This window comes from Bacillus sp. 7894-2 (assembly GCF_002272225.1).
Taxonomy (GTDB): domain Bacteria; phylum Bacillota; class Bacilli; order Bacillales; family Cytobacillaceae; genus Cytobacillus.
This window is the reverse complement of sequence record NZ_NPDG01000031.1, coordinates 45,246-65,097: the sequence shown is the minus strand read 5'-3', so window position 1 is coordinate 65,097 and position 19,852 is coordinate 45,246. Positions and strand designations below refer to the sequence as shown.

Genomic DNA, 19,852 nt, shown 5'->3' with positions numbered 1-19,852 from the left:
ACCGAGTTTACTGGAAAATAACACTTTTTAAAAATAAACTGATTCCAGTTTCGGAGTTTTGAACATTACTAATAGAGACGGGAAATCTGCAAATAGAGATGCACATTTTGCAAATAGACCGGTGGAGCCCGCAAATAGCATGGCCCGTCTTGCAAATAGTCCCAGAAACTCCGCAAATAGAGCAATTCCGCAAAGCGGATACCGCCCGATTTTAATAGAAAGAAAGACAGAGAGCACAAACCCCTCTGTCTTTCTGCTAAGCACTTTAGAAAATCGAGAATAAAACGACTGCTAAAATAACACCAAGTATCGGCACAATCACGGTCAATGCGCCAAATGCCGGGTAGGCATCCTTATGGGACTCGCCGCAGATTGCCCGGATGGTTGTCACAACGTAACCGCCATGCGGCAAGGAATCAATTGATCCCGATGATATCGCTACAACACGGTGAAGTTCACTTGCATTGACACCCATGTCCAGATAATGCGGAGCCAGAAGCGGCAGGGCAATCGATTGGCCGCCGGAAGCAGATCCGGTCAGGCCGGCAATGACAGCAACAGCCAGGGCTCCGCCGATTAAAGGGCTTCCCGGAATGCTGGTCATGGCATCAACCGCAGTGGCAAAGGCAGGGGTTGCTTTTGCCACACCGCCAAATCCGACAACTGCAGAGGTATTGGCAATGGCAATCAATGCGCCGATGGTTCCTTCTGATACGGCTCCCCATACATTCGTGAAATACTTAAGGTTAAGAAAATAAGTTGCAAAGCAGCCGCTCAATAAAGCAATAATCAAGGCTGACTGTGCCAATGAATCATGGAAAATAAACGAAATCACAAGGACCACCAAAAGCGGAATCACACTTAATAATGGGCTTGGCAAGTTTTTACGGATTAGTGCAGAGTCTGTTTCTCTTGCCTCAAATTTTTCTCCATTGCGGATCGCCTTGTTAATCATTTTCTTCAGCCACCAGTATCCAAATGCCATCATAAAGACAGCGACAATGAAGCTGACTTCCCAGGCGGCATATGGGGAAGTGCCCAGGAACTCAATCGGAATCCAGTTCTGGATTTCCGGGGAACCGGCAGATGTCATGGTAAATGTAGTCGAACCGAAGGCAAGAGCTGCCGGAATGAATCTTCTTGGCAGGTTGGCTTCCTTAAATAGGCTCAATGCCATTGGATAGACGGAGAATGCAACGACAAACAGACTTACGCCGCCATAGGTTAAGACCGCACAGGCGATGACAACGGCTAATGCAGCCCGCTTCATGCCAATTTTATCGATAATCCATTTGGAAACACTGTCTGCTGCTCCGCTGTCTTCCATAAGTTTTCCGAAAATGGCGCCGAATAAGAACATCAAATACCACGATGTAATAAATCCGGCAAATCCGTTCATATAGTTAGTCAGAAAATTGACCTCACCCTCGCCTGCCAGCTGAGGGAAAATCGGCAATCCACTGAATATTGCAACAATAAATGCTGAAAGAGGGGCAGCAAGCAGCAGATTCATCCCTCTCATCGTCAAATAGATGAGAAGCCCGATCCCCCCAAGCAATCCAATCATACTTAGCATAAAAAGCCTCCTATCAGAAAAGCGCAAGGCGCCCGCTTATATAGAAAGCAGACTAAAACCGCCACGTCCTGTGGCAACGTCTGCATGACCCGCATCGTGCGGGCCTCAAGCATAAGACAAGCCGGCTGAAAGGTTGTTCTTTAACCTTTTGGACGGATTGGCTTATGACCTCGAGCCGATGGCGCCTGGAGCTAGACAATTATCGAACTTCAAAGATGTAAAATTAGTTTTACTAAAAACCCACACCTTCTCTCCATTACCTTCTGTCCGCTACTGATCCTCTTTCCACCAAATGGCCTTCTAATCTTTGGATTTCAGGGGTGTCTGTGTCCCCATTAATATGCTCCAAAAGAAGGTTTATTGAATAATCGACCATTTCGTCTACCGGCTGGTGCCAGGTGGTTAATTCATAAGATGACCAATCTGACATCGCCACATTGTCAAAGCCTACAACAGAGATATCCTCAGGGACTCTGATGCCCTGTTTTTTCAGATAATCCATTGCGCCAAAAGCGGATATATCATTTGCACAGAAGATGGCATCTATCTTTTTACTGCGTTCCAGCAGCTTTTGGGCTGCAGCAAATCCTCCTTCATATGAATAAAGGCCGTTTTCGGTTAAAAAGGAAGAGATGCCGTGTTCCGCCAAAGCTTTCTGGAAGCCATTTTTTCGATCAACTGTTGTTGATGTATTCATCGGTCCGGAGATAAAGGCGAGATTTTCATGTCCTTTTTCTATTAAGTAGTGCCCAATCCTTTTCCCGGCAGCAAAGTTATCGCATACAACAGCACTGCTTAAGGAATCGTTCACATATCGGTTAAACAGGACGACCGAGATGCCATTGCGTGTAAATTTCTGCACAGTCGATGAGGTCAAAAGCGCATCTGTAATGATGGCTCCCTCGACGCTGTATTCAATTAAATGGCTCACTTCATCCTCTTGGATCTCATTATTCTGGGAGTTGATAAACATAACCTTGTACCCTTTTTCAGCCAGCCTGCTGTAAAACTTATCGAGGATTTCCGGATAAAAAGGGTTCTGGATATTTCGCATGACAACGCCTATGATGCGGGACTGATTGGTAATCAGGCCCCTTGCTATGGCATTCGGCTGATATCCCAGCTGTTCGGCAGCATCCAAAATAAGCTGTTTCTTTTTTGATGAGATACTTGAATTTTCACTAAAAGCCCGGGATACGCTCGATTGGGAAACGCCTGCCAATCGGGCTACATCCATGGCTGTCACTTTTTTATTTTTCAACGCATGTTCCTCCTGCCTGAATCTAGACAGAGAAATTATATCAGATTTTGCTTACTTCACGAGACTGCTGTAGCGTTTTACACGAAGATCTGCCTGTGCCTGGTGGCCTTTAAAGCCTTCAAGGTCACATAGACGGGATGCATATTCACCGATTTTCGCACTCGCTTCAGGCGTTGTTCTCTGGTATGTGCATGTTTTTAAGAATTTCCCCACCCAAAGTCCGCCAGTGTAGCGGGCTGCTTTTTTCGTTGGAAGTGTATGGTTTGTTCCGATTACTTTATCACCGTAAGCCACATTCGTTTCAGGCCCAAGGAAAAGTGCACCATAGTTAGTCATGTTTTCAAGGAAGTAGTTCGGATCTTCAGTTAAAACCTCCACATGCTCATAAGCCAATTTGTCCGCTTCTACTACGGCTTCTTCCAGGCTGTCTACAAGGATGATGGAGCCGTAGTCTTTCCATGCCGCTCCTGCAACATCTGCTGTTGGAAGAGTCTCCAGCTGGCGTTCGATTTCTGTTACTGTTTCATTCGCTAATTTTTCAGATGTTGTAATTAGACATGCCGGAGAGTTTGGTCCATGCTCTGCCTGTCCTAATAAATCCGTTGCAATTATTTCTGCATCGGATGTTTCATCCGCTATGACAAGAACCTCAGTTGGGCCTGCGAACAGGTCGATTCCGACTCTTCCGTATAATTGGCGCTTCGCTTCCGCCACAAACGCATTTCCTGGCCCAACAAGCATATCAACCGGCTCAATGGATTCTGTTCCGATTGCCATTGCACCCATCGCCTGGATTCCGCCAAGAAGGTAAATCTCGTCAGCGCCAGCCAGATGCATCGCCGCAACCGTAGCAGAAGGAATTTCTCCTTTAATCGGAGGCGTGCAGGCAATCACGCGCTTAACGCCTGCCACTTTAGCAGTCAGAACACTCATGTGGGAGGAAGCAACCATTGGGTAGCGTCCGCCTGGGATATAGCAGCCAACACTGTTTACCGGAACATTTTTATGGCCAAGGAACACACCAGGCAATGTTTCCACTTCAATGTCCTGCAATGCTGCTTTTTGATGTTCAGCGAAATTGCGGATTTGTTCCTGCGCAAACTTGATATCGTTGATTGTCTGTTCAGGTACAGATGCAACAATTTCTTTGATTTGCTCTTCAGATAGTCTGAATTGCTCCGGTGACCACTTATCGAACTGCTCGGAAAGCTTGCGGACTTCTGCATCTCCGTTTTCTTCAATATTTTTAAGAATGGCGCTCACCGATTCTCTTACTTTTACATCTGCTTCCTGTACCTCTTGATCATTTTTGCCTTGTTTTAAGAAAGTTGCCACTTTGATATCACTCCTGTTTTTATTTTTGAATACGTATGCAAAATTAAGGAAAAAAATTTATATGGCTGTCCAGCCGCCATCTACTTTTATTGTATCGCCTGTAATGAACTTTGATAGATTGGAAGAAAGGAATAGAGTTGCGGCCGAGACATCCTCGGCATCCGCAAGCTTTCCAAGCGGAATTCTGCCGTAGACTTCCTTTTCAAATTCCTTGTCCTCGAACATTTTTGAAGTCAGCTCGGTTTCGATAAAAGTGGGAGCAACCGCGTTTACATTGATGCCATGTGATGCCCATTCCACCGCGAGCGCTTTCGTCAGCTGCACCATGCCTCCCTTGCTGGCACAATAGGCCGCCCGTTTGTAGTAGCCGACAAACGCCATCTGGGAAGCAATATTAACAATCTTGCCGGATTGATTCGGAATCATATACTCGGCTGCTTTCTGGCTGCAGAAAAACGCTGCCTTCAAATTGGTATCAAGCGTCAGGTCCCAGTCCTCTTCCGTCACTTCCATGGCAGGCTTGGCCCGGTTAATCCCGGCGTTATTGATCAGCACATCGAGAGAGCCCATATAATCCACTGCTGCTTCTGTCATTCTTTTAATCTCTGAGACATTATTTAAATCAGCGGAAACATAATAGCTATTGGTGTTAATTTTTTTCAGCTCATCGGTTGTCTGGCGGAGAGCGTCTTCATTTCTGCCCACGATGACAACCTTCGCTCCGTTTTCGGCAAAGGACATGGCGATATCCCTGCCGATTCCTTTGCTTCCGCCTGTCACGATTACCGATTTATTCTCCAGGTCAGGAAAGTTCTTCATGCCATTCCTCCATCAGAATTATTGAATTCCCAGATCCTTCTTTAGAAAACGGATCAGCTCCGCTTCCCTCTTCTGATTGTACTCTTTGGAAAAAGCTTCATCCCACTTGTAGTAGCCTTCACCCGTTTTATCGCCGAGCTTCTGTTCAGACACAAGCTTCTTTAGTGCCGGCAAAGATTCCTCTGCACTGGATAAGTGCTGGAACAGATAATCAGATATGGCGGAGAAGACATCCAGCCCGCCCATGTCAGCTGTCATCAATGGACCTGAAACCGGCAGCCTGCGTCCAATTCCGTAAGTAACGGCATCATCAATATCTTCTTTGCTCGCGATGCCTTCCTCCAGAAGGTACTGGGCTTCACGGAATAGGGCATATTGAAGGCGATTGCCGACAAAACCGGGAACCTCTTTTTTCACTTCAATCGGCTTTTTCTTCATTTGCTTTAAAAGCTGAAAAGACCTTTCCACTGCTTCATCGCCGGTCTTCTCTCCACGAACAACTTCGACAAGAGGAATCAGATGAGCCGGATTCCAGAAGTGTGTAACCACTGTCCGTTCCGGATGAGCAGTCTCTGAAGCAATCTCCGTTGGACTGAGGCCTGAAGTATTGCTTGCGAGAATGACATCGGGAGCACAAAGAGCGTCGAGACGCTTAAATAAGTCAATCTTTAATTGAATGTTTTCCGGTACAGCTTCAATCACGAAAGTAGCACCCTGAACTGCTTCTTCAACAGAGACAGTCATTTTAATATTTTCCTGAATGTGGCCAGCTTCCGATTCGGATAAAATACCGTTATTGAGCATAACCTCAAGCTTCTTCAGCATGTTGGTCCAGCCCTGTTCCAGGTCAGCGTCACTGATGCCCTGCATGGTCACGCTCAGTCCGGCCCAGGCCGCATTAAGCGCAATGGAATGGCCCATCGTGCCGCACCCAAGTACAGCTATTCTCTCCAATCGCTCACCATCTTTCTGAAATTTCTAGTTTTTGAATACGTATTCAATATACAATGTAAGTGCTGTGAATTCAATATAAAATTATAAATTGTTAAAATATTCATTTGTTTTTAGCTGAGAATTTAATCAAACGTTTGATTGATTTTAATAAAATGACTGACAGATCAATCCCAGTCGGGCCGCCTTCTTCCCGTGAATGTGAACATTATTAATAGAATCGGGAATCCTGCAAATAGAACGGTTGAACCTGCAATTAGAATGGCCAAAGCTGCAAATAGAGAGGGGAATCCTGCAAATAGAGCAATCCAGCACGCATACGCTGCCGGCTTTAATAGAAAAGGAAGATAGACTGATTCCAGTTCCGGAGTTTGGCAGATGTGATGTGTGAATGTGAACATTACTAATAGAATTGCGGAACCTGCAAATAGAGAAGCTCATTTTGCAAATAGACCGGTTGAATCTGCAAATAGAATAACTAATCCTGCAAATAGAGAGGAGAATTCCGCAAATAGCCCGTTTCGCACGGCAGCTTTTATAAAAAAAGACAGAGAGCCTAAGCCCACTGTCTTCTCTGATACGATTAAGTATCCAAAAACGTCTTCCCCTTCAGCTGATTCAATGTCACCACAAAGTCATGCAGCAGCTTGTAGGAGTTCTCCATATCATCCAAATCGACTACTTCAATTGGCGTATGCGTATAGCGGGACGGGATGGAGATAACCCCTGCTGTGACGCCTTTATTTGTCATATGGATGGCGCCAGCATCTGTTCCGATTCCCATGAAGACTTCATGCTGGTATGGGATATCCCCTTCTTCCGCCACTTTTTCGAGGTGCTGAGTGACAAGCGGATGGGCAATCAGTGATTTATCAGCGATTTTGATGCAAGGGCCATTGCCCAGGATTCTTGTGCCTGTCATGAGCACGTCAAATGTGTCGCTGGTTGGTGTTGTATCCAGTGCCAGCGCAAAGTCAGGCTCTACCGCAGCAGATACAACGGATGCTCCTCTTAACCCAACTTCCTCCTGAACCGTAAAGGCACCGTAAATGTCACCATGCTGAGCCCCGCTTCCTCCAATGTTTTGGAGCAGACGAATCAATAGGGCGCAACCTGCCCGGTCGTCCAAAGCTTTGCCGGTAACGCGGTTATTTCCTATTTTCTTGAATTCGGTGCCATAGCTGATGGGCTGTCCAATCTTAATTCCCATTTCCGCGGCTTCTTCTGCAGTACGGGCGCCGATATCAATATAAAGATCGCGGTGGCTGGAAATGCGCTTTGGATCATCCCATTTCACATAGTGGGCAGAAATGGTTCCAATCACTCCATCTACAGCACCTTTTTCAGAACGGACCTTAACCGGCAGTGATAAAAGAATACGGTCATCAAACCCGCCTAATTTCTCAAATCGAATTAAACCGTTATCCTCGATTTTCTTTACTATAAACCCAATTTCATCGGTGTGGGCTGCAATGACTAATGAAGGAAAATCCGGGTTATTTCCTTTCTTTTTCACAATCAGGTTCCCAACCGAATCGACGTGGTATTCATCCACATAATCCTTCACTTCATTTAAAATAAATCGTTGTACATCTTGTTCAAAACCGCTTGGACCGACGATATCGCATAAGCCTTTTAATAATTCATACACTGTGAAACCCTCCCTGGGGGACAGAGGGACAGGTTCACTGTCCCCAACGCACCTTGGGACATAGGACCTGTCCCCTCGTCCCCTGTTAATTCGTCAAGTAAACCTTCGTAAAGTCATCATCTTCCATTGGGTGTGCTGTGAATCCCTGGACATAGGCCGCCATTGCGATTGGCGGTGTTGTATGTGCAAGCGTCACCCATGGGGCATCTTTGTGGAAAATTTCCTGAGCCTGCTGGTAAAGCTTTGCCCGTTCGTCCTGGTCAAATGTTACACGGGCGTCCTGCAGAAGCTTCGTGAATTCTTCGTTTTCATAGAACGCACGGTTGCTGGCAGGTTTCTCCGTATTCGTTGCACTCAGGTTCGGGAACAGGAAGTTATCCGGATCGGCCATAACGCCTGTCCAGCCGTATAAGCCCATGGGATGTTCCCCGTTTCCAGACTTTTGAAGGTACGTTGCCCATTCATAGGTTACGATTTCGGCTTCGATGCCAACTTTCTTCAAATCTGATTGGATGGCTTCTGCCACCTTCATCGGCTGCGGCATATACGGCCTTGGGTTGCTCATCGCCCAAAGCTGGGTCTTAAATCCATCTGGATAACCGGCTTCTGCCAATAGCTTTTTCGCTTCTTCCACATTGAATTTGTAGTCTTCAATGCTGTCATTATAGCCCCAAAGCACAGATGGGAATGGGTTTTTCGCCACTTCGGCATAGCCGTTATAAAACGCATCTACAATGGCCTGTTTATCAATGGCCATATTGACTGCCTGGCGGACTTTAACATCATCAAAAGGGGCCATTTGTGTGTTGAGAACCATGTAGCCGATGTTAAAGCTTGGGCGCTTGACAAGACTTAAGTTTGAATCCGCTTCGATGGTCGTGGCATCATCCGGATTAAGCCCATCGATGATATCGACTTCCCCCGCTTGAAGAGCCGTAAGACGTGAGGAATTCTCCGGAATGACGCGGAAAATTAGCTCATCCAGGTATGGACCTTCGCCTGCATAATTTTCATTTTTCTTTAGGACGATTTTGTCATTGGTTTTCCAGCTTTCAAATACAAACGGGCCAGTTCCCACTGGATGCTGATAGAACTTGTCACCATGCTTTTCGATCGCCGCCGGACTTGCAATTCCAAACATAGGAATAGCCAAATAGCTGATAAAAGCTGCTGTCTTTTCCGTTAATTTAAACTCTACTGTTGATTCATCAACTGCTTTTACATACTCGATCTTATGGTTGGGATCCCCTTTAAAGCCGCCATACAAGAAAGGGTAGTATGGAAAATCCCCTTTATGGTAGGGGTTATCAGGATCCATCCACCGATCAAAGTTGAACACGACCGCTTCCGCATTAAAGTCGGTTCCGTCCTGGAACTTGATGCCCTTTTTAAGGGTAATGGTCCATGTCAGTCCATCGTCAGAGACTTTGTGAGATTCCGCTAATCCCGGCTGGACTTCAAGATTTTCGTCATATACAAACAATGTTTCAAAAATATTGCTTGTTACACGGATGGATTCGCCATCTGTTACATTGATGGGATCCAGCCCAATCGCATCAGCACCACGGGCATAAATTAAGGAACCGCCCTCTTTTGGATCGCCGCTGCTGCTGCCTGATGCTTTTTCATCGCTGCCGGAACATGCAGAAAGCAGCAATGATAGAATCAGTAAAATGCTTAAAACCAGTGAAGACTTGCCTTTCATTGTGTTTCCCCCTTATGGTTTTTGTGTAGATGAAAGTAAGAAAAAGTATTGTTTTTAGACTTTTCATACTTTTTAATAAAAATTAGTATATATTAGATTATCGAAATATTCTACTATATTTTTAGAGTCGAAATACTTATTTTGGAAAGCTTGTTTTACCAGCTTCTTTACCATTAAGGTTGTAAGCGATTACATAATTCTAATAATTTTTTGGATAGCAAAAAAACTGACCCAGTCAGCCTGAGCCAGTCATTCTTTCTATCATTTATGAAAATCCACATTCATTTTTTCTTCACCAAACACCACTGATGTCTGGCTGGGTTTCGTTTCAGCAATTATTTTTCCATTTCTAACTGAATACTTGACAGCCGCCTGCCTCCTAATCGCTTCATACTCATTTTCCGCATCAAGAATAATCAGGTTGGCCGGCTTTCCTTCTTCAATTCCATATTTCTCATCAATATTTAAAGTTTTAGCACTGTTAGTTGTTATCAGGTCAAACGAGTTAACAATCTGCTCATGCCCCATCAGCTGTGACACATGGATGCCCATATGGAGCACCTGCAGCATATTGCCTGTGCCAAGCGGATACCATGGATCAAAGATGTCGTCATGGCCGAAGCTTACATTTAGCCCTGCTTCAAGCAGCTCTTTTACTCTTGTAATTCCCCTGCGCTTCGGATATGTATCAAAGCGTCCCTGCAGATGGATGTTTACGAGCGGGTTTGCGACGAAATTAATGTTTGATAGCTTTAACAGTCTGAACAGTTTGTAGGTATAAGCATCATTGTACGAGCCCATTGCCGTTGTATGGCTTGCCGTTACCCGGCTGCCCAATCCGCGTTCATAGGCTTCCGCAGCCACCACTTCCACAAAGCGCGACTGTTCATCATCGATTTCATCGCAATGGATATCGACAAGGCGGTCATATTTTTCCGCAAGATCAAAGGCCGTTTTCATTGAAGCCACGCCGTACTCCCTTGTGAACTCGAAGTGAGGAATGCCGCCCACCACATCAGCCCCCATTTTCAGCGCTTCCTCCATGAGCTCGGCGCCGCTTGGATACGAATTGATCCCCTCCTGCGGGAAAGCTACCAGCTGTAGGTCCACATAGTCGGACATTTCTTCTTTTACTTCCAAAAGTGCCTTTAATGCCGTAAGACTTGGATCGGTTACATCCACATGTGTGCGGACATGCTGGATTCCCTGTGCAATTTGCCATTTCAATGCCGTTTCCGCCCTTGTCTTTACATCTTCATGTGTCAGGGTTTCTTTTCTTTGTGCCCATCTTTGAATGCCTTCGAATAATGTTCCGCTCTGGTTCCACTCCGGTTCGCCTGCTGTCAATGTTGTGTCGAGGTGAATATGGGGTTCGATGAAGGGTGCTGAAACCAGGGATCCGGCAGCGTCCAGAATTTCCTGGCTGGCATTAGATTCCCCTTGTGTCAGGCTATGAATCTTTCCATCTTGTATCGCTATATTCCATAAGCCTTCCCGGCCTCTCAGTTTCGCGTTTTTAATAATCACTTCTTAGTTCCCCTTCCCGAACTGTATTTCTGCCTTGTAATGAAGCAGCCAATTTTGATACCAGGACAAATGTTATGGCTGAACCTAACAGCGAGTTGACTGGCGGGATCCCCGGCACGAAATTTGCAGCGGCTACACCGGCTGCCCAGGCAAGGATCGCGATCCAGTTTACAGCCTTAAACTTCATATCTGCAAACTTCTTATATTCTCCGCGATTTACGATAAAGTAATCTGCCAGGATGATAGCTCCGATGGATGGCAGCGTCGATCCCAGAATCGTCAGGAACCCGACAAAGTTGTTGTACAGCCACATGGCCGCAATCGTTCCGACAATTCCGTTGAAGATGACAACCTTTCCCTTTCGGATCTTTAAAATGCTCGCAAACCCTAAGCCTGATGCATATAAGGCGTTATCGTTCGTTGTCCAGATGTTTAAACCAAGAACCAGAATCGCCGGGAAAATCAATTTTTGGATGAACATGACTTCTGAGATATCCGATTGCCCTGTTGCGATCGCACCGATTGCACCGAACAGGAACATGATCGAGTTTCCGATGAAGAAGGCGATGACGGTTGATACTACCGCTGAACGCTTTGTATTTGAAAATCGTGCGAAGTCCGGAGTCAGCGTGCCCGCACTGATAAACGAGCCGACGCAAATTGTTAAAGCCGCTGCCAGACTAATGGCCTCAGTTGGCTGATATTGCATAAGCCCTTCCAGTCCGCCTGCTGTTTCTGTTGCTTTAAAAACGGAGAAGCTTCCCAGAACAGTGATTAAAGGTACTGCTATGAAGCTTAAGATTGCCAGTGCCTTCATACCGAAGAAGGCTGTGCCTGTCATCAGGAGACCTGCCACCGCAATCAGAAGATACGCATCAATTCCTGTTACTTTTTGAACCGGCAGCGCAAACATCGCTACCCCAACTCCGAACCAGCCAACCTGAGTGGCAGCCAGCAGGAAGGATGATAGATAGGATCCTTTTTCACCGAAAGCATAGCGGGTGAGCAGGTGCGTTGATAGGCCTGTCTTTGCCGCGATATAGGCAAGTGCCCCTGTGTAAGCACCTAAAATCAAGTTGCCTGCCAGAACGATTCCGATAAACTGAATGAACGTTAATCCTGTTCCAAGCGTTCCGCCTGACCACATGCTGGCCGAGAAGAAGGTCAGACCGAGCATCACCACAAGCATTTTCCAAAAACCATTGCGATGCCCTTGAGGTACCGCTTCTAACGAAAAATCCAAATCTACTTTTTTCATACCAATTCCTCCAATCGTTTTTTGAACTGGTACCGAAGGATCTTCGATAGTAAGTGGATGGAAAAAGAAAAAGGCTTCTCGCCGTTTTCCGACAAGAAGCCTTTTCCCTGCATGAAGAACCCTTGGGCAGGATATACCTCACCCATTGGTCATCATACTTCCGCTGTCCTTGTCAGCCTCACGGGACTGAATTAAAGGTACCAGTATTTAATTGTCTACTATTGTTTCAGAAAAAATTAGTAGTGTCAAGATGGAAAAGTGAACCGAGATCCAATCCAACACAGAAAATAGCCCTTCCAAAAGGCTATTTCAATATCCATGACCAGGCTTCCTCAAGCTGATGGCCTTCAAAGTATTCGACTGTAATTCCAGGCAGGTAGTTCGTAAGCTTTGAGACTGTAAAAATCCAGTCTTTATCACTGACAACCGCGAATTTATTAAACTGCTTCCACCTTTTTATATCAAATTCCATTCCTTCCGTGGCACCCTGGAAAGTTGTCCCGTCTACATCCGTCATGATGGCGAGGATATTGAATTTCTGGTCATCTTTAAAATTTTCTCTCACGTATTGATCCAGTTTTTCAGCATCTTCCTTTGTTGCATTGCCATTGAATGCGAGGGCGATGGTAGAGGGAGAGCGGGATTCTATGAATTGAAGCATACTGATTACCTCCAAGTGGTTTTATTTGAGGTAATTTCCCGATTTTGCGGGCTGCGAAACTAGCAGTGGGGAGTTTTTTATTGGAAATGGAGTGTGCTATTTGCAGGTTTTGCTTTCTATTTGCAAGTTTTATCCGACTATTTGCAGAATCAAAAACCCTATTTGCAAGTTCACAATTCTATTTGCAAGAATTCAGATTCTATTTGCAGCATTCACAATTCGGTTCTTTCCCAACAAAAATAGAACCAGCCAACGCGCCGGTTCTATCTATTGGAAAATGGTGTGCTATTTGCAGGTTTTGCTTTCTATTTGCAAGTTATACCCGACTATTTGCAGAATCAAAAACCCTATTTGCAAGTTCACAATTCTATTTGCAAGAATTCAGATTCTATTTGCAGCGTTCACAATTCTATTTGCAGAAATCCAGATTCTATTTGCACTATTCACAATTCGGTTCTTTTCCAACAAAAATAGAACCAGCCAACGCGCCGGTTCTATAAATTATTTCTTGCTATAAAATCGATCCCGGACCTTTTTGAGGCGGGCATGATAGTTTAGGATATCAAGTCTTGCTTTCTCTGCTTCAGGTGCGATTGGCCGCAGCTTTTCCACTTCCCAATAGTCAATAATGACATCGAGAACCTGATCAAAATACTCGAGCGGGCCGTAGTTGGCTTCTTTTGCGATGATAGCCATGCGGTTTTCAAAATCGGGCATGACAGCACCCGGCATTTTAAAGTTCATGATGACGTTCGCGAGGTAGTAGCAATAGTTAGGTTCTAATTGCAGGTGATGTTTTATAACGTCTCTGTAAAAAGTATAATGCAGGGTCTCATCCTTGGCCAAACGCCTCAGCAGGGTGGACAAATCCTTATCATGAGGACCCGCTACCTTCGCCACATTATAGTAGAACACCATGGTGGCCAGCTCCTGCATGGAGGTATAAACCATTGTTTCAAATGGCGTATGGAAATCGGGATTCCAGCCATTTTCGACTGTCTGCTTATGCAGCTGGTGAAGCCTGCCCGGATGGACATTCCGCGTGATTAACAGATAGGTTTCAAGTAGGTTGGAGTGCTGATCCTCTTCCGCAGTCCAGGTATGCACAAATTCCTTAATAACATTCAATGACCCTTTAAATGTCTGGTCCAAATAAGAGGTGAACCATGGGAGATTGACTTCTGTCAAAAGAGCTGTCTCCACAGCGGTAATGACAGGCTCCGGTAGCGTCACCTGGCTTTCATCCCATGGTACACGCCGGAAATCCTGTGCTTTATCCCATGGAAGAAATTCGTGATAGCCCCAATCTATTTTTTCAGCACGCTTTTTATGCTCCTCATACAATTCCCTTACCTTCGGCTCCAGACGAAAATCGAGATGATTTGTTAACAAGTGTAGACCTCCATCGCTATTATATAGCTAACTATTATGACCTGTTACTAATTTAATTTAACTATATCACATTTGCACGTTAACTAACTAATATAAAAGTCGAATTTTCGGGAAATTAGGATTTTTATTAAGAGCTGTAAGGAAGAACGAAAGAACCGCCGATATAATTAATCAGCGGTTTACATTTAAATCTTGTATCACCTGACTAGGCCATTAGCTCTTTCACCAATATTGCAAGGCCCTCAGCACTTCGAGAGAGAGTCCCTGCTTCCATCATTACTTCCCGCCCGTAAACGAAATTCCTTTAATAAAGTAGCGATTAAAGAATGCATACAGCAGCAGGACCGGAAGCGTAAAGACCATGGACGCTGCCATAATATAGTTCCAGTAGCTGACAAATTGGCCTTTAAACGTATTCAGCCCTAATGGGAGAGTGTACATTTCTGTATCTGTCATAACAATCAGCGGTCTCATGAAGTCATTCCAGAAGCCCATGAAGACAAAGATTGCCTGGGCAGCCAGAGCCGGTTTGGCAAGAGGCAGCACTACCTTGAAGAAGATTCCCAGGCGGCTGAGCCCATCAAGCTGTGCAGCTTCCTCCAATTCTTTCGGAAAATTGATAAAAAATTGTCTCATCATGAAGATGAAGGTCGCATTGACCATCGAAGGTACAATCATTCCCTGATAAGAGTTCAGCCAGCCCAGTTCTTTCAGGATTAAATAGTTTGGAATCATGGTCACTTGCGCCGGTATCATTAACACAGCGAGAATAATGATAAACAAGGTCTTTTTACCGGGAAACGCAAGTCTTGCAAGGGCATAGCCTGCCATTGAGTTAAAAATGATATTTAGCAGCGTCCCGATTACCGCGATGATAAGGGAATTTAATAGCCATCTGGGAAACAGCTCCTGTTCCACAAAAATTTGCTGGTAGTTTGCCAAAGTGAAGTTTTTCGGAATAAAGTTCATGGTCCCGCTAATAATTTCTTCTAATGTCTTAAAGGAGGATGACAGGGCCCATAAGAACGGAACAAGTGTGGTGACAGCGTATAGCACAAGAATGACGTATAGAAGACGCTTGCTGAATGATTTTTTCCTGGAATTCATGTCCGTTCCCCCTTAATAAAGTGATTCTTCCTTCGAAAATTTACGCTGGATCAGTGTTGCAACTAGAATAATAATAGCCAGTGCAAATGCCAGTGCAGCCGCATATCCCATTGTTCCGAGTGATTTGAATGCATATTGATAGATTAATAGAACGACTGTCAGGGTTGAATTGTTTGGTCCCCCGGATCCGCCGGAGAAGATATACGACTGATCAAACAGCTGGAATGTTCCAATTAGCCCCATGATGACAACAAACGAGGTAACCGGACGCAGGAAAGGAACCGTTACATAAAAGAACTTCTGAAGAGCATTGGCCCCATCAAGCTCTGCTGCTTCATATAAGGAATCGGGAATATCCTGAAGAGCTGCGAGATAAATCACCATAAAAAATGGCGCCGTCGCCCAAATATTCATCAGCATGATTGCATTTAATGCGATATCAGGATCGCCTAGAAAGTTATACCCGGGAAGTCCGATCATTTCCAGAAGGTTGTTGATCAGCCCTTCTTTGTTATACATCCACATGAAAATTAACGTTAAAACGGCAGAGGAAGTTAACGTCGGCAAAAAGTAAACAATGCGAAAGAACTTTTCTCCCTTTAAACCGGCATTTAACGTTGCTGCCAATATCAGAGCTAAAGCCGTCTGGCAGGGCACCACAATCAGCACATATTTCGCGGTATTCTTTAACGCGATAAGGGCTCTGTTGTCTTCCATAATTCTGGCGAAATTTTCAAACGCCACAAATTCAAAACTCGTTTCGCCAAGAAGCTGAACTTTATTAAATGAAAGGAAAATAGCATAAAGAATAGGCCCAATGATAAATAGGGCTAACACTAATAGTGTTGGAGACATAAACAAATACCCCTGCCCGGCATCTTTTAATTTTTTCTTAGAAGATCGTTTGTTCATGAGTATTCCTACCTTCTATCTATTTGGATAATACTTTCCTAAATGGCCGGTACGCCTCAAACCTCAAAAGAAAGACTGCAGCATCAGATTATGAATGTACCTGACACCATAAAAGTGCCAGGTACATCTGCCTTATTGAATTTCACTATTTGCTTGCTCCTGTGCTTCCTTCAATGCGTCAGATAGCGGACGATCCCCAAGGAATGCAGCAATGAATTGGTTATTAAAGTTATTCATGATAATCGGGAGGTTCGCACCTTCCTGCCATACAGTGGCATAGGAAGCTCCTGCTACTAGTGCACCTCTTAATGGATCTTCATTAAAGCCTAATTTTTCCGCGACCGATTTGCGTGTAGGAAGGGCGAAACCTTTAGAAGTCCATGTTTCCATTCCCTCTTTGCCAGTCAGGTAGGAAATCAGCTTCCATGAAGCTTCCTTCTTCTCGGATGCTGCATTCATGACATAACCAACCGTATAAGCCATGGTCCCTTTTTCGCCATTAACAGCAGGAAGTTCAGCTGTTCCGTACTCCACATCAGGGAAAGTATCCTCTAAGAATGGAATCGCCCAATTCCCTTCAATGACCATTGCCGCTTTCTGCTGGCCGAACATTTCTCCGCCCCAGTTTGCGCCAACTTCTGATGCCTGGGCAGAAGTTTTGTCTTCAAGATGCTGATCAACGATTGGCTTTAGTGCTTCCACTACCTCCGGAGAAGCGAAATTCGCCTTATCATCCTTCACCACATCGCCGCCGGAAGCCTGGGCAATATGATATAACCTGGCAAGTTCAGGTGCTACACCAAATCCGTATACACCTTCCTTGGTAAGGGCTTTGGATACTTCGCGCAGCTCATCCCATGTTTTTGGGACTTCTACACCTGCTTCTTCAAACATTTTTTTATTATAAAAAAGAGCTAGAGTAGAGTAATCTTTTGGAAAGCCGTATGTCTTTCCATCCACCTGAAATGCTTCAAGCATCGGCTTCTCAAAATCTTCAGTATCAAAGTCCTCTGTAACATACTCGTCTAAAGGCTCGACGACACCCGTTTCAATCAATGCCGGCGCTTCAAGTGCATCCAAATAGAACACATCGGGACCTTCTCCGCCAATCAAGCGTGTTTTTAGGACATCCATATACTGCTCTGAAATCACTTCATGCTTAACATCAATGTCGGGAAATTTCTCTTCGAAGTCGGCAATGGTCTGTTTCAGAAGCTTTTGCTCAGATGGGTTGCCGCCCCATCCTGCAAGCGTTACTTCAACCTTCTCTCCTTCAGATCCTCCAGAGCCTTCCGAGTTTGTTTCATCTGAGCCGCTGCAACCGGCAAGCAGGGACCCCATTAACATTGTCGTCATACCTAAACCAGCCAACCATTTCTTCTTCATCCTTCGTAACCCCTCTCATTTCCATTGATTTTTTATGTTAAAAAATTATTGAGTTACCTTCACATGTTTGACGATTTCAAAGCCTGTTGTATTTTCTAAAATGGCTGTCTGTATTTCTTCACCCTGTCTGCTGACAGAAACGGAAAGGGTTCCTTCACCAATTTTGATGTTACTAACCTTCAATGTATTCATTTCATCAAGCAGCATCGGGCTCAGCTGAATTTCCTTCTTCAGGCTGTCCGGGAAAAGGCCCAGCAGTGATTGGACAAATACAAGCGGAGTACCTGCTGCCCAGGCCTGCGGTGAACACGCAACCGGGTATTTAACAGCCTTCCCGATTTCTGCACCATAGCCGCAGAACAGTTCAGGGAGACGATCGTACTCAAAATACCGGGAAGCCTGTATTAGGCCAGTCATTACTTTTTTAGCATCTGCAGAAAAACCAAGCTTGCTCATTCCCAGTAAAATCATGCTGTTATCATGTGGCCAGATACTGCCATCATGGTAGCTCATCGGATTATATCCTGCTTCTCCTTCACCCATTGTGCGAATCCCAAATCCTGAAAACATTTTCCCGCTCGTCAGCATGCTGCTTACTTTCTGTGCACGGTCTGCTGCGAGCATTTCCGAATACAGAACATGCCCCGGGTTGGATGTAATGGTTCCAACCTGTCTTTTTCCGCCATCAAGAGCGATGGCATAAAACTCCTGATCCGCCATCCAGAACTCGTTTTCAAATGCTTCTTGAAGTTTTTCAGCCTCAGCCTTCAGCTTTGCAGCACCCTCTTCGTTTTCAAGCCTGTTATACATGGAGGCAATCCCCTGCTTTGCCTGATAGACATATCCCTGTACCTCGGAAAGTGCTATTGGTGTTTCAGCATAATCACCATTTCGATGAACAATTGAATCTCCGGAATCTTTCCAGCCCTGATTCGCTATTCCCTTTGCTGATTCCTGATGGTATTCCACAAACAAATCGCCATCCCGATCTCCATACTGGTCAATCCACTCTAACGCACGTTTGACGTTTGCTTCGAGCTGCCGGAACGTCTCCAAATCTCCGGTCCATTTCACATACTCTGTTAATAGAACAAGGAATAACGGTGTCGCATCAACCGTTCCATAGTAAGGAGTGAATGGAATCTGGTTTGTATTCGCAAGCTCCCCGTAACGGATTTCATGCATTATTTTCCCCGGCTGCTCATCTCTCCACGGGTCGACTTTGGTCCCTTGCTGACTTGCCATTGTAAACAAAGTTCCTTTTGCCACATCCGGCTGGAAGGCAATCATCTGAAGTGCCGCAATCAGACTGTCCCTGCCAAACGGAACGCCGAACCACGGCAGTCCTGCCACCGGGAAATTGCCGTAGCCCATGTCTGTCAACAGCACCCGCAAGTCCGATAATCCCCGATCAACAAGCCTTTGCAGCGGCAGATAATCTGTTTCAACTGAAGCCAGCTCTGAAGACCAGCTCCGGTATGAAGATTTGAGCTTTTGAAGAGCTTCATTTACAGGTAAAAGATCTGTTCTCGTTTCTGCATTTTCAAGCGGAATAACCATAATGGTTACAGATTTAGATTCCTGGTGCCGAAGAGTTAGAGTAAATGTAATTTTGCCGTCTTCTTTTACTTCTTTAGGGATAAGAGAAGTATCCCATTGAATACGCGTTGCTCTTTTAATATCATCTGCACCATCATAATGGAATGTTAGAGCATTTTTATCAGCTGTCTGACCTGTTCTTTTTCCTACATCACCTGTCTGAAAACCGCGGACGATAAACATATCATGAAAATCCGCATCGGCTTCTACATTTAAATCAAACGTCACCGGTTTCGGAAAGTAGTTCTTCGCCGTAACCGTTTCATATAACACGTCATCATAGATAAATCGCTTTCTTTCAATCTCAACGGATTCTCTCCAAAGAATTAATTCCCCATCCTTTTCCTGGTGCGGATTTGTTGAGAGAATGGAAGACATATAGTTTTCAGATCCATCGGAGTGAAGAAGAATCGGCTTTTCATTGTTGATCCGCACATTAAATTTACTGAGGAAACGAGTATCGTTCTTGTATAAGCCTAAGCCGTAGCTGTGATTGGCAGTGATATCCCCCTGTTCATCTGTTAATAGAAATAGATTGTTCTCTTTTATCACTCTGTAGTTCATTTTGCCCCTCCTGCACTTCCGGTTTTCATAGCTGTTCGCTTTCCGAAACGTTTCGGTTTTTTAGTAAAAAAATATTACCAAAACGTTTCGGATTAATACTAAAGTAAAAGCTGGCTATCCTTGCTGGCTATCCAGCCCGGGTCCGCCA

At 45.0% G+C, this 19,852-nt stretch carries 15 protein-coding genes; all 15 read right to left on the bottom strand.

Going from position 1 to position 19,852, the window contains the following annotated elements:
• Positions 1–265 precede the first annotated feature (265 nt).
• Entirely contained in the window at positions 266–1,576 is a 1,311-nt protein-coding gene (locus CHI10_RS05530; RefSeq protein WP_095243317.1) for a GntP family permease, read from the bottom strand.
• Between the two features lie 256 nt (positions 1,577–1,832).
• Complete coding sequence (locus CHI10_RS05525) at positions 1,833–2,837, bottom strand: LacI family DNA-binding transcriptional regulator (RefSeq protein ID WP_095243316.1); 1,005 nt, start codon at positions 2,835–2,837, stop codon at positions 1,833–1,835.
• Positions 2,838–2,888: 51 nt separating this feature from the next.
• Complete coding sequence (gene hisD / locus CHI10_RS05520) at positions 2,889–4,172, bottom strand: histidinol dehydrogenase (protein WP_095243315.1); 1,284 nt, start codon at positions 4,170–4,172, stop codon at positions 2,889–2,891.
• A 57-nt stretch (positions 4,173–4,229) separates the two neighbouring features.
• On the bottom strand, positions 4,230–4,991 hold the full coding sequence (locus tag CHI10_RS05515) for an SDR family NAD(P)-dependent oxidoreductase (RefSeq protein ID WP_095243314.1): 762 nt from the start codon (positions 4,989–4,991) through the stop codon (positions 4,230–4,232).
• Positions 4,992–5,009: 18 nt separating this feature from the next.
• Positions 5,010–5,945, bottom strand: a complete 936-nt coding sequence (locus tag CHI10_RS05510; RefSeq protein WP_076259344.1) for a 3-hydroxyacyl-CoA dehydrogenase family protein — start codon at positions 5,943–5,945, stop codon at positions 5,010–5,012.
• Positions 5,946–6,525: 580 nt separating this feature from the next.
• A complete protein-coding gene (locus tag CHI10_RS05505; protein WP_095243313.1) occupies positions 6,526–7,593 on the bottom strand; it encodes a M42 family metallopeptidase in 1,068 nt (355 codons plus the stop codon).
• An 85-nt stretch (positions 7,594–7,678) separates the two neighbouring features.
• On the bottom strand, positions 7,679–9,298 hold the full coding sequence (locus CHI10_RS05500) for an ABC transporter substrate-binding protein (protein WP_095243312.1): 1,620 nt from the start codon (positions 9,296–9,298) through the stop codon (positions 7,679–7,681).
• Positions 9,299–9,559: 261 nt separating this feature from the next.
• Positions 9,560–10,825: a cytosine deaminase gene (locus CHI10_RS05495; RefSeq protein WP_095243311.1), complete on the bottom strand. Its 1,266-nt coding sequence runs from the start codon at positions 10,823–10,825 to the stop codon at positions 9,560–9,562.
• A complete protein-coding gene (gene codB / locus CHI10_RS05490) occupies positions 10,815–12,083 on the bottom strand; it encodes a cytosine permease (protein WP_061791640.1) in 1,269 nt (422 codons plus the stop codon). Before codB ends, CHI10_RS05495 begins: the two co-directional genes overlap by 11 nt.
• Positions 12,084–12,387: 304 nt before the next feature.
• The gene (locus CHI10_RS05485; protein WP_095243310.1) at positions 12,388–12,744 is read right to left on the bottom strand and encodes a SpoIIAA family protein; all 357 of its coding nucleotides are present in this window, start codon (positions 12,742–12,744) and stop codon (positions 12,388–12,390) included.
• Positions 12,745–13,245: 501 nt separating this feature from the next.
• Entirely contained in the window at positions 13,246–14,136 is an 891-nt protein-coding gene (locus CHI10_RS05475; protein WP_095243308.1) for an acyl-ACP desaturase, read from the bottom strand.
• A 276-nt stretch (positions 14,137–14,412) separates the two neighbouring features.
• The gene (locus CHI10_RS05470) at positions 14,413–15,243 is read right to left on the bottom strand and encodes a carbohydrate ABC transporter permease (RefSeq protein ID WP_095243307.1); all 831 of its coding nucleotides are present in this window, start codon (positions 15,241–15,243) and stop codon (positions 14,413–14,415) included.
• 12 nt (positions 15,244–15,255) lie between these two features.
• Complete coding sequence (locus CHI10_RS05465; RefSeq protein ID WP_095243306.1) at positions 15,256–16,155, bottom strand: carbohydrate ABC transporter permease; 900 nt, start codon at positions 16,153–16,155, stop codon at positions 15,256–15,258.
• A 132-nt stretch (positions 16,156–16,287) separates the two neighbouring features.
• Positions 16,288–17,541: an ABC transporter substrate-binding protein gene (locus CHI10_RS05460; RefSeq protein ID WP_095243305.1), complete on the bottom strand. Its 1,254-nt coding sequence runs from the start codon at positions 17,539–17,541 to the stop codon at positions 16,288–16,290.
• Between the two features lie 45 nt (positions 17,542–17,586).
• Positions 17,587–19,704, bottom strand: coding sequence for an amylo-alpha-1,6-glucosidase (locus CHI10_RS05455; RefSeq protein WP_095243304.1), 2,118 nt, complete (start codon positions 19,702–19,704; stop codon positions 17,587–17,589).
• Between the last annotated feature and the right edge of the window lie 148 nt (positions 19,705–19,852).

Excerpts from the sequence above, each read along its gene's own strand:
- CHI10_RS05485 (WP_095243310.1), bottom strand. The coding sequence starts at position 12,744 with ATGCTTCAATTCATAGAATCCCGCTCTCCCTCTACCATCGCCCTCGCA.
- CHI10_RS05530 (WP_095243317.1), bottom strand. The coding sequence starts at position 1,576 with ATGCTAAGTATGATTGGATTGCTTGGGGGGATCGGGCTTCTCATCTAT.
- codB (WP_061791640.1), bottom strand. The coding sequence starts at position 12,083 with ATGAAAAAAGTAGATTTGGATTTTTCGTTAGAAGCGGTACCTCAAGGG.
- CHI10_RS05515 (WP_095243314.1), bottom strand. The coding sequence starts at position 4,991 with ATGAAGAACTTTCCTGACCTGGAGAATAAATCGGTAATCGTGACAGGC.
- CHI10_RS05500 (WP_095243312.1), bottom strand. The coding sequence starts at position 9,298 with ATGAAAGGCAAGTCTTCACTGGTTTTAAGCATTTTACTGATTCTATCA.
- CHI10_RS05455 (WP_095243304.1), bottom strand. The coding sequence starts at position 19,704 with ATGAACTACAGAGTGATAAAAGAGAACAATCTATTTCTATTAACAGAT.
- CHI10_RS05465 (WP_095243306.1), bottom strand. The coding sequence starts at position 16,155 with ATGAACAAACGATCTTCTAAGAAAAAATTAAAAGATGCCGGGCAGGGG.
- CHI10_RS05460 (WP_095243305.1), bottom strand. The coding sequence starts at position 17,541 with ATGAAGAAGAAATGGTTGGCTGGTTTAGGTATGACGACAATGTTAATG.
- CHI10_RS05470 (WP_095243307.1), bottom strand. The coding sequence starts at position 15,243 with ATGAATTCCAGGAAAAAATCATTCAGCAAGCGTCTTCTATACGTCATT.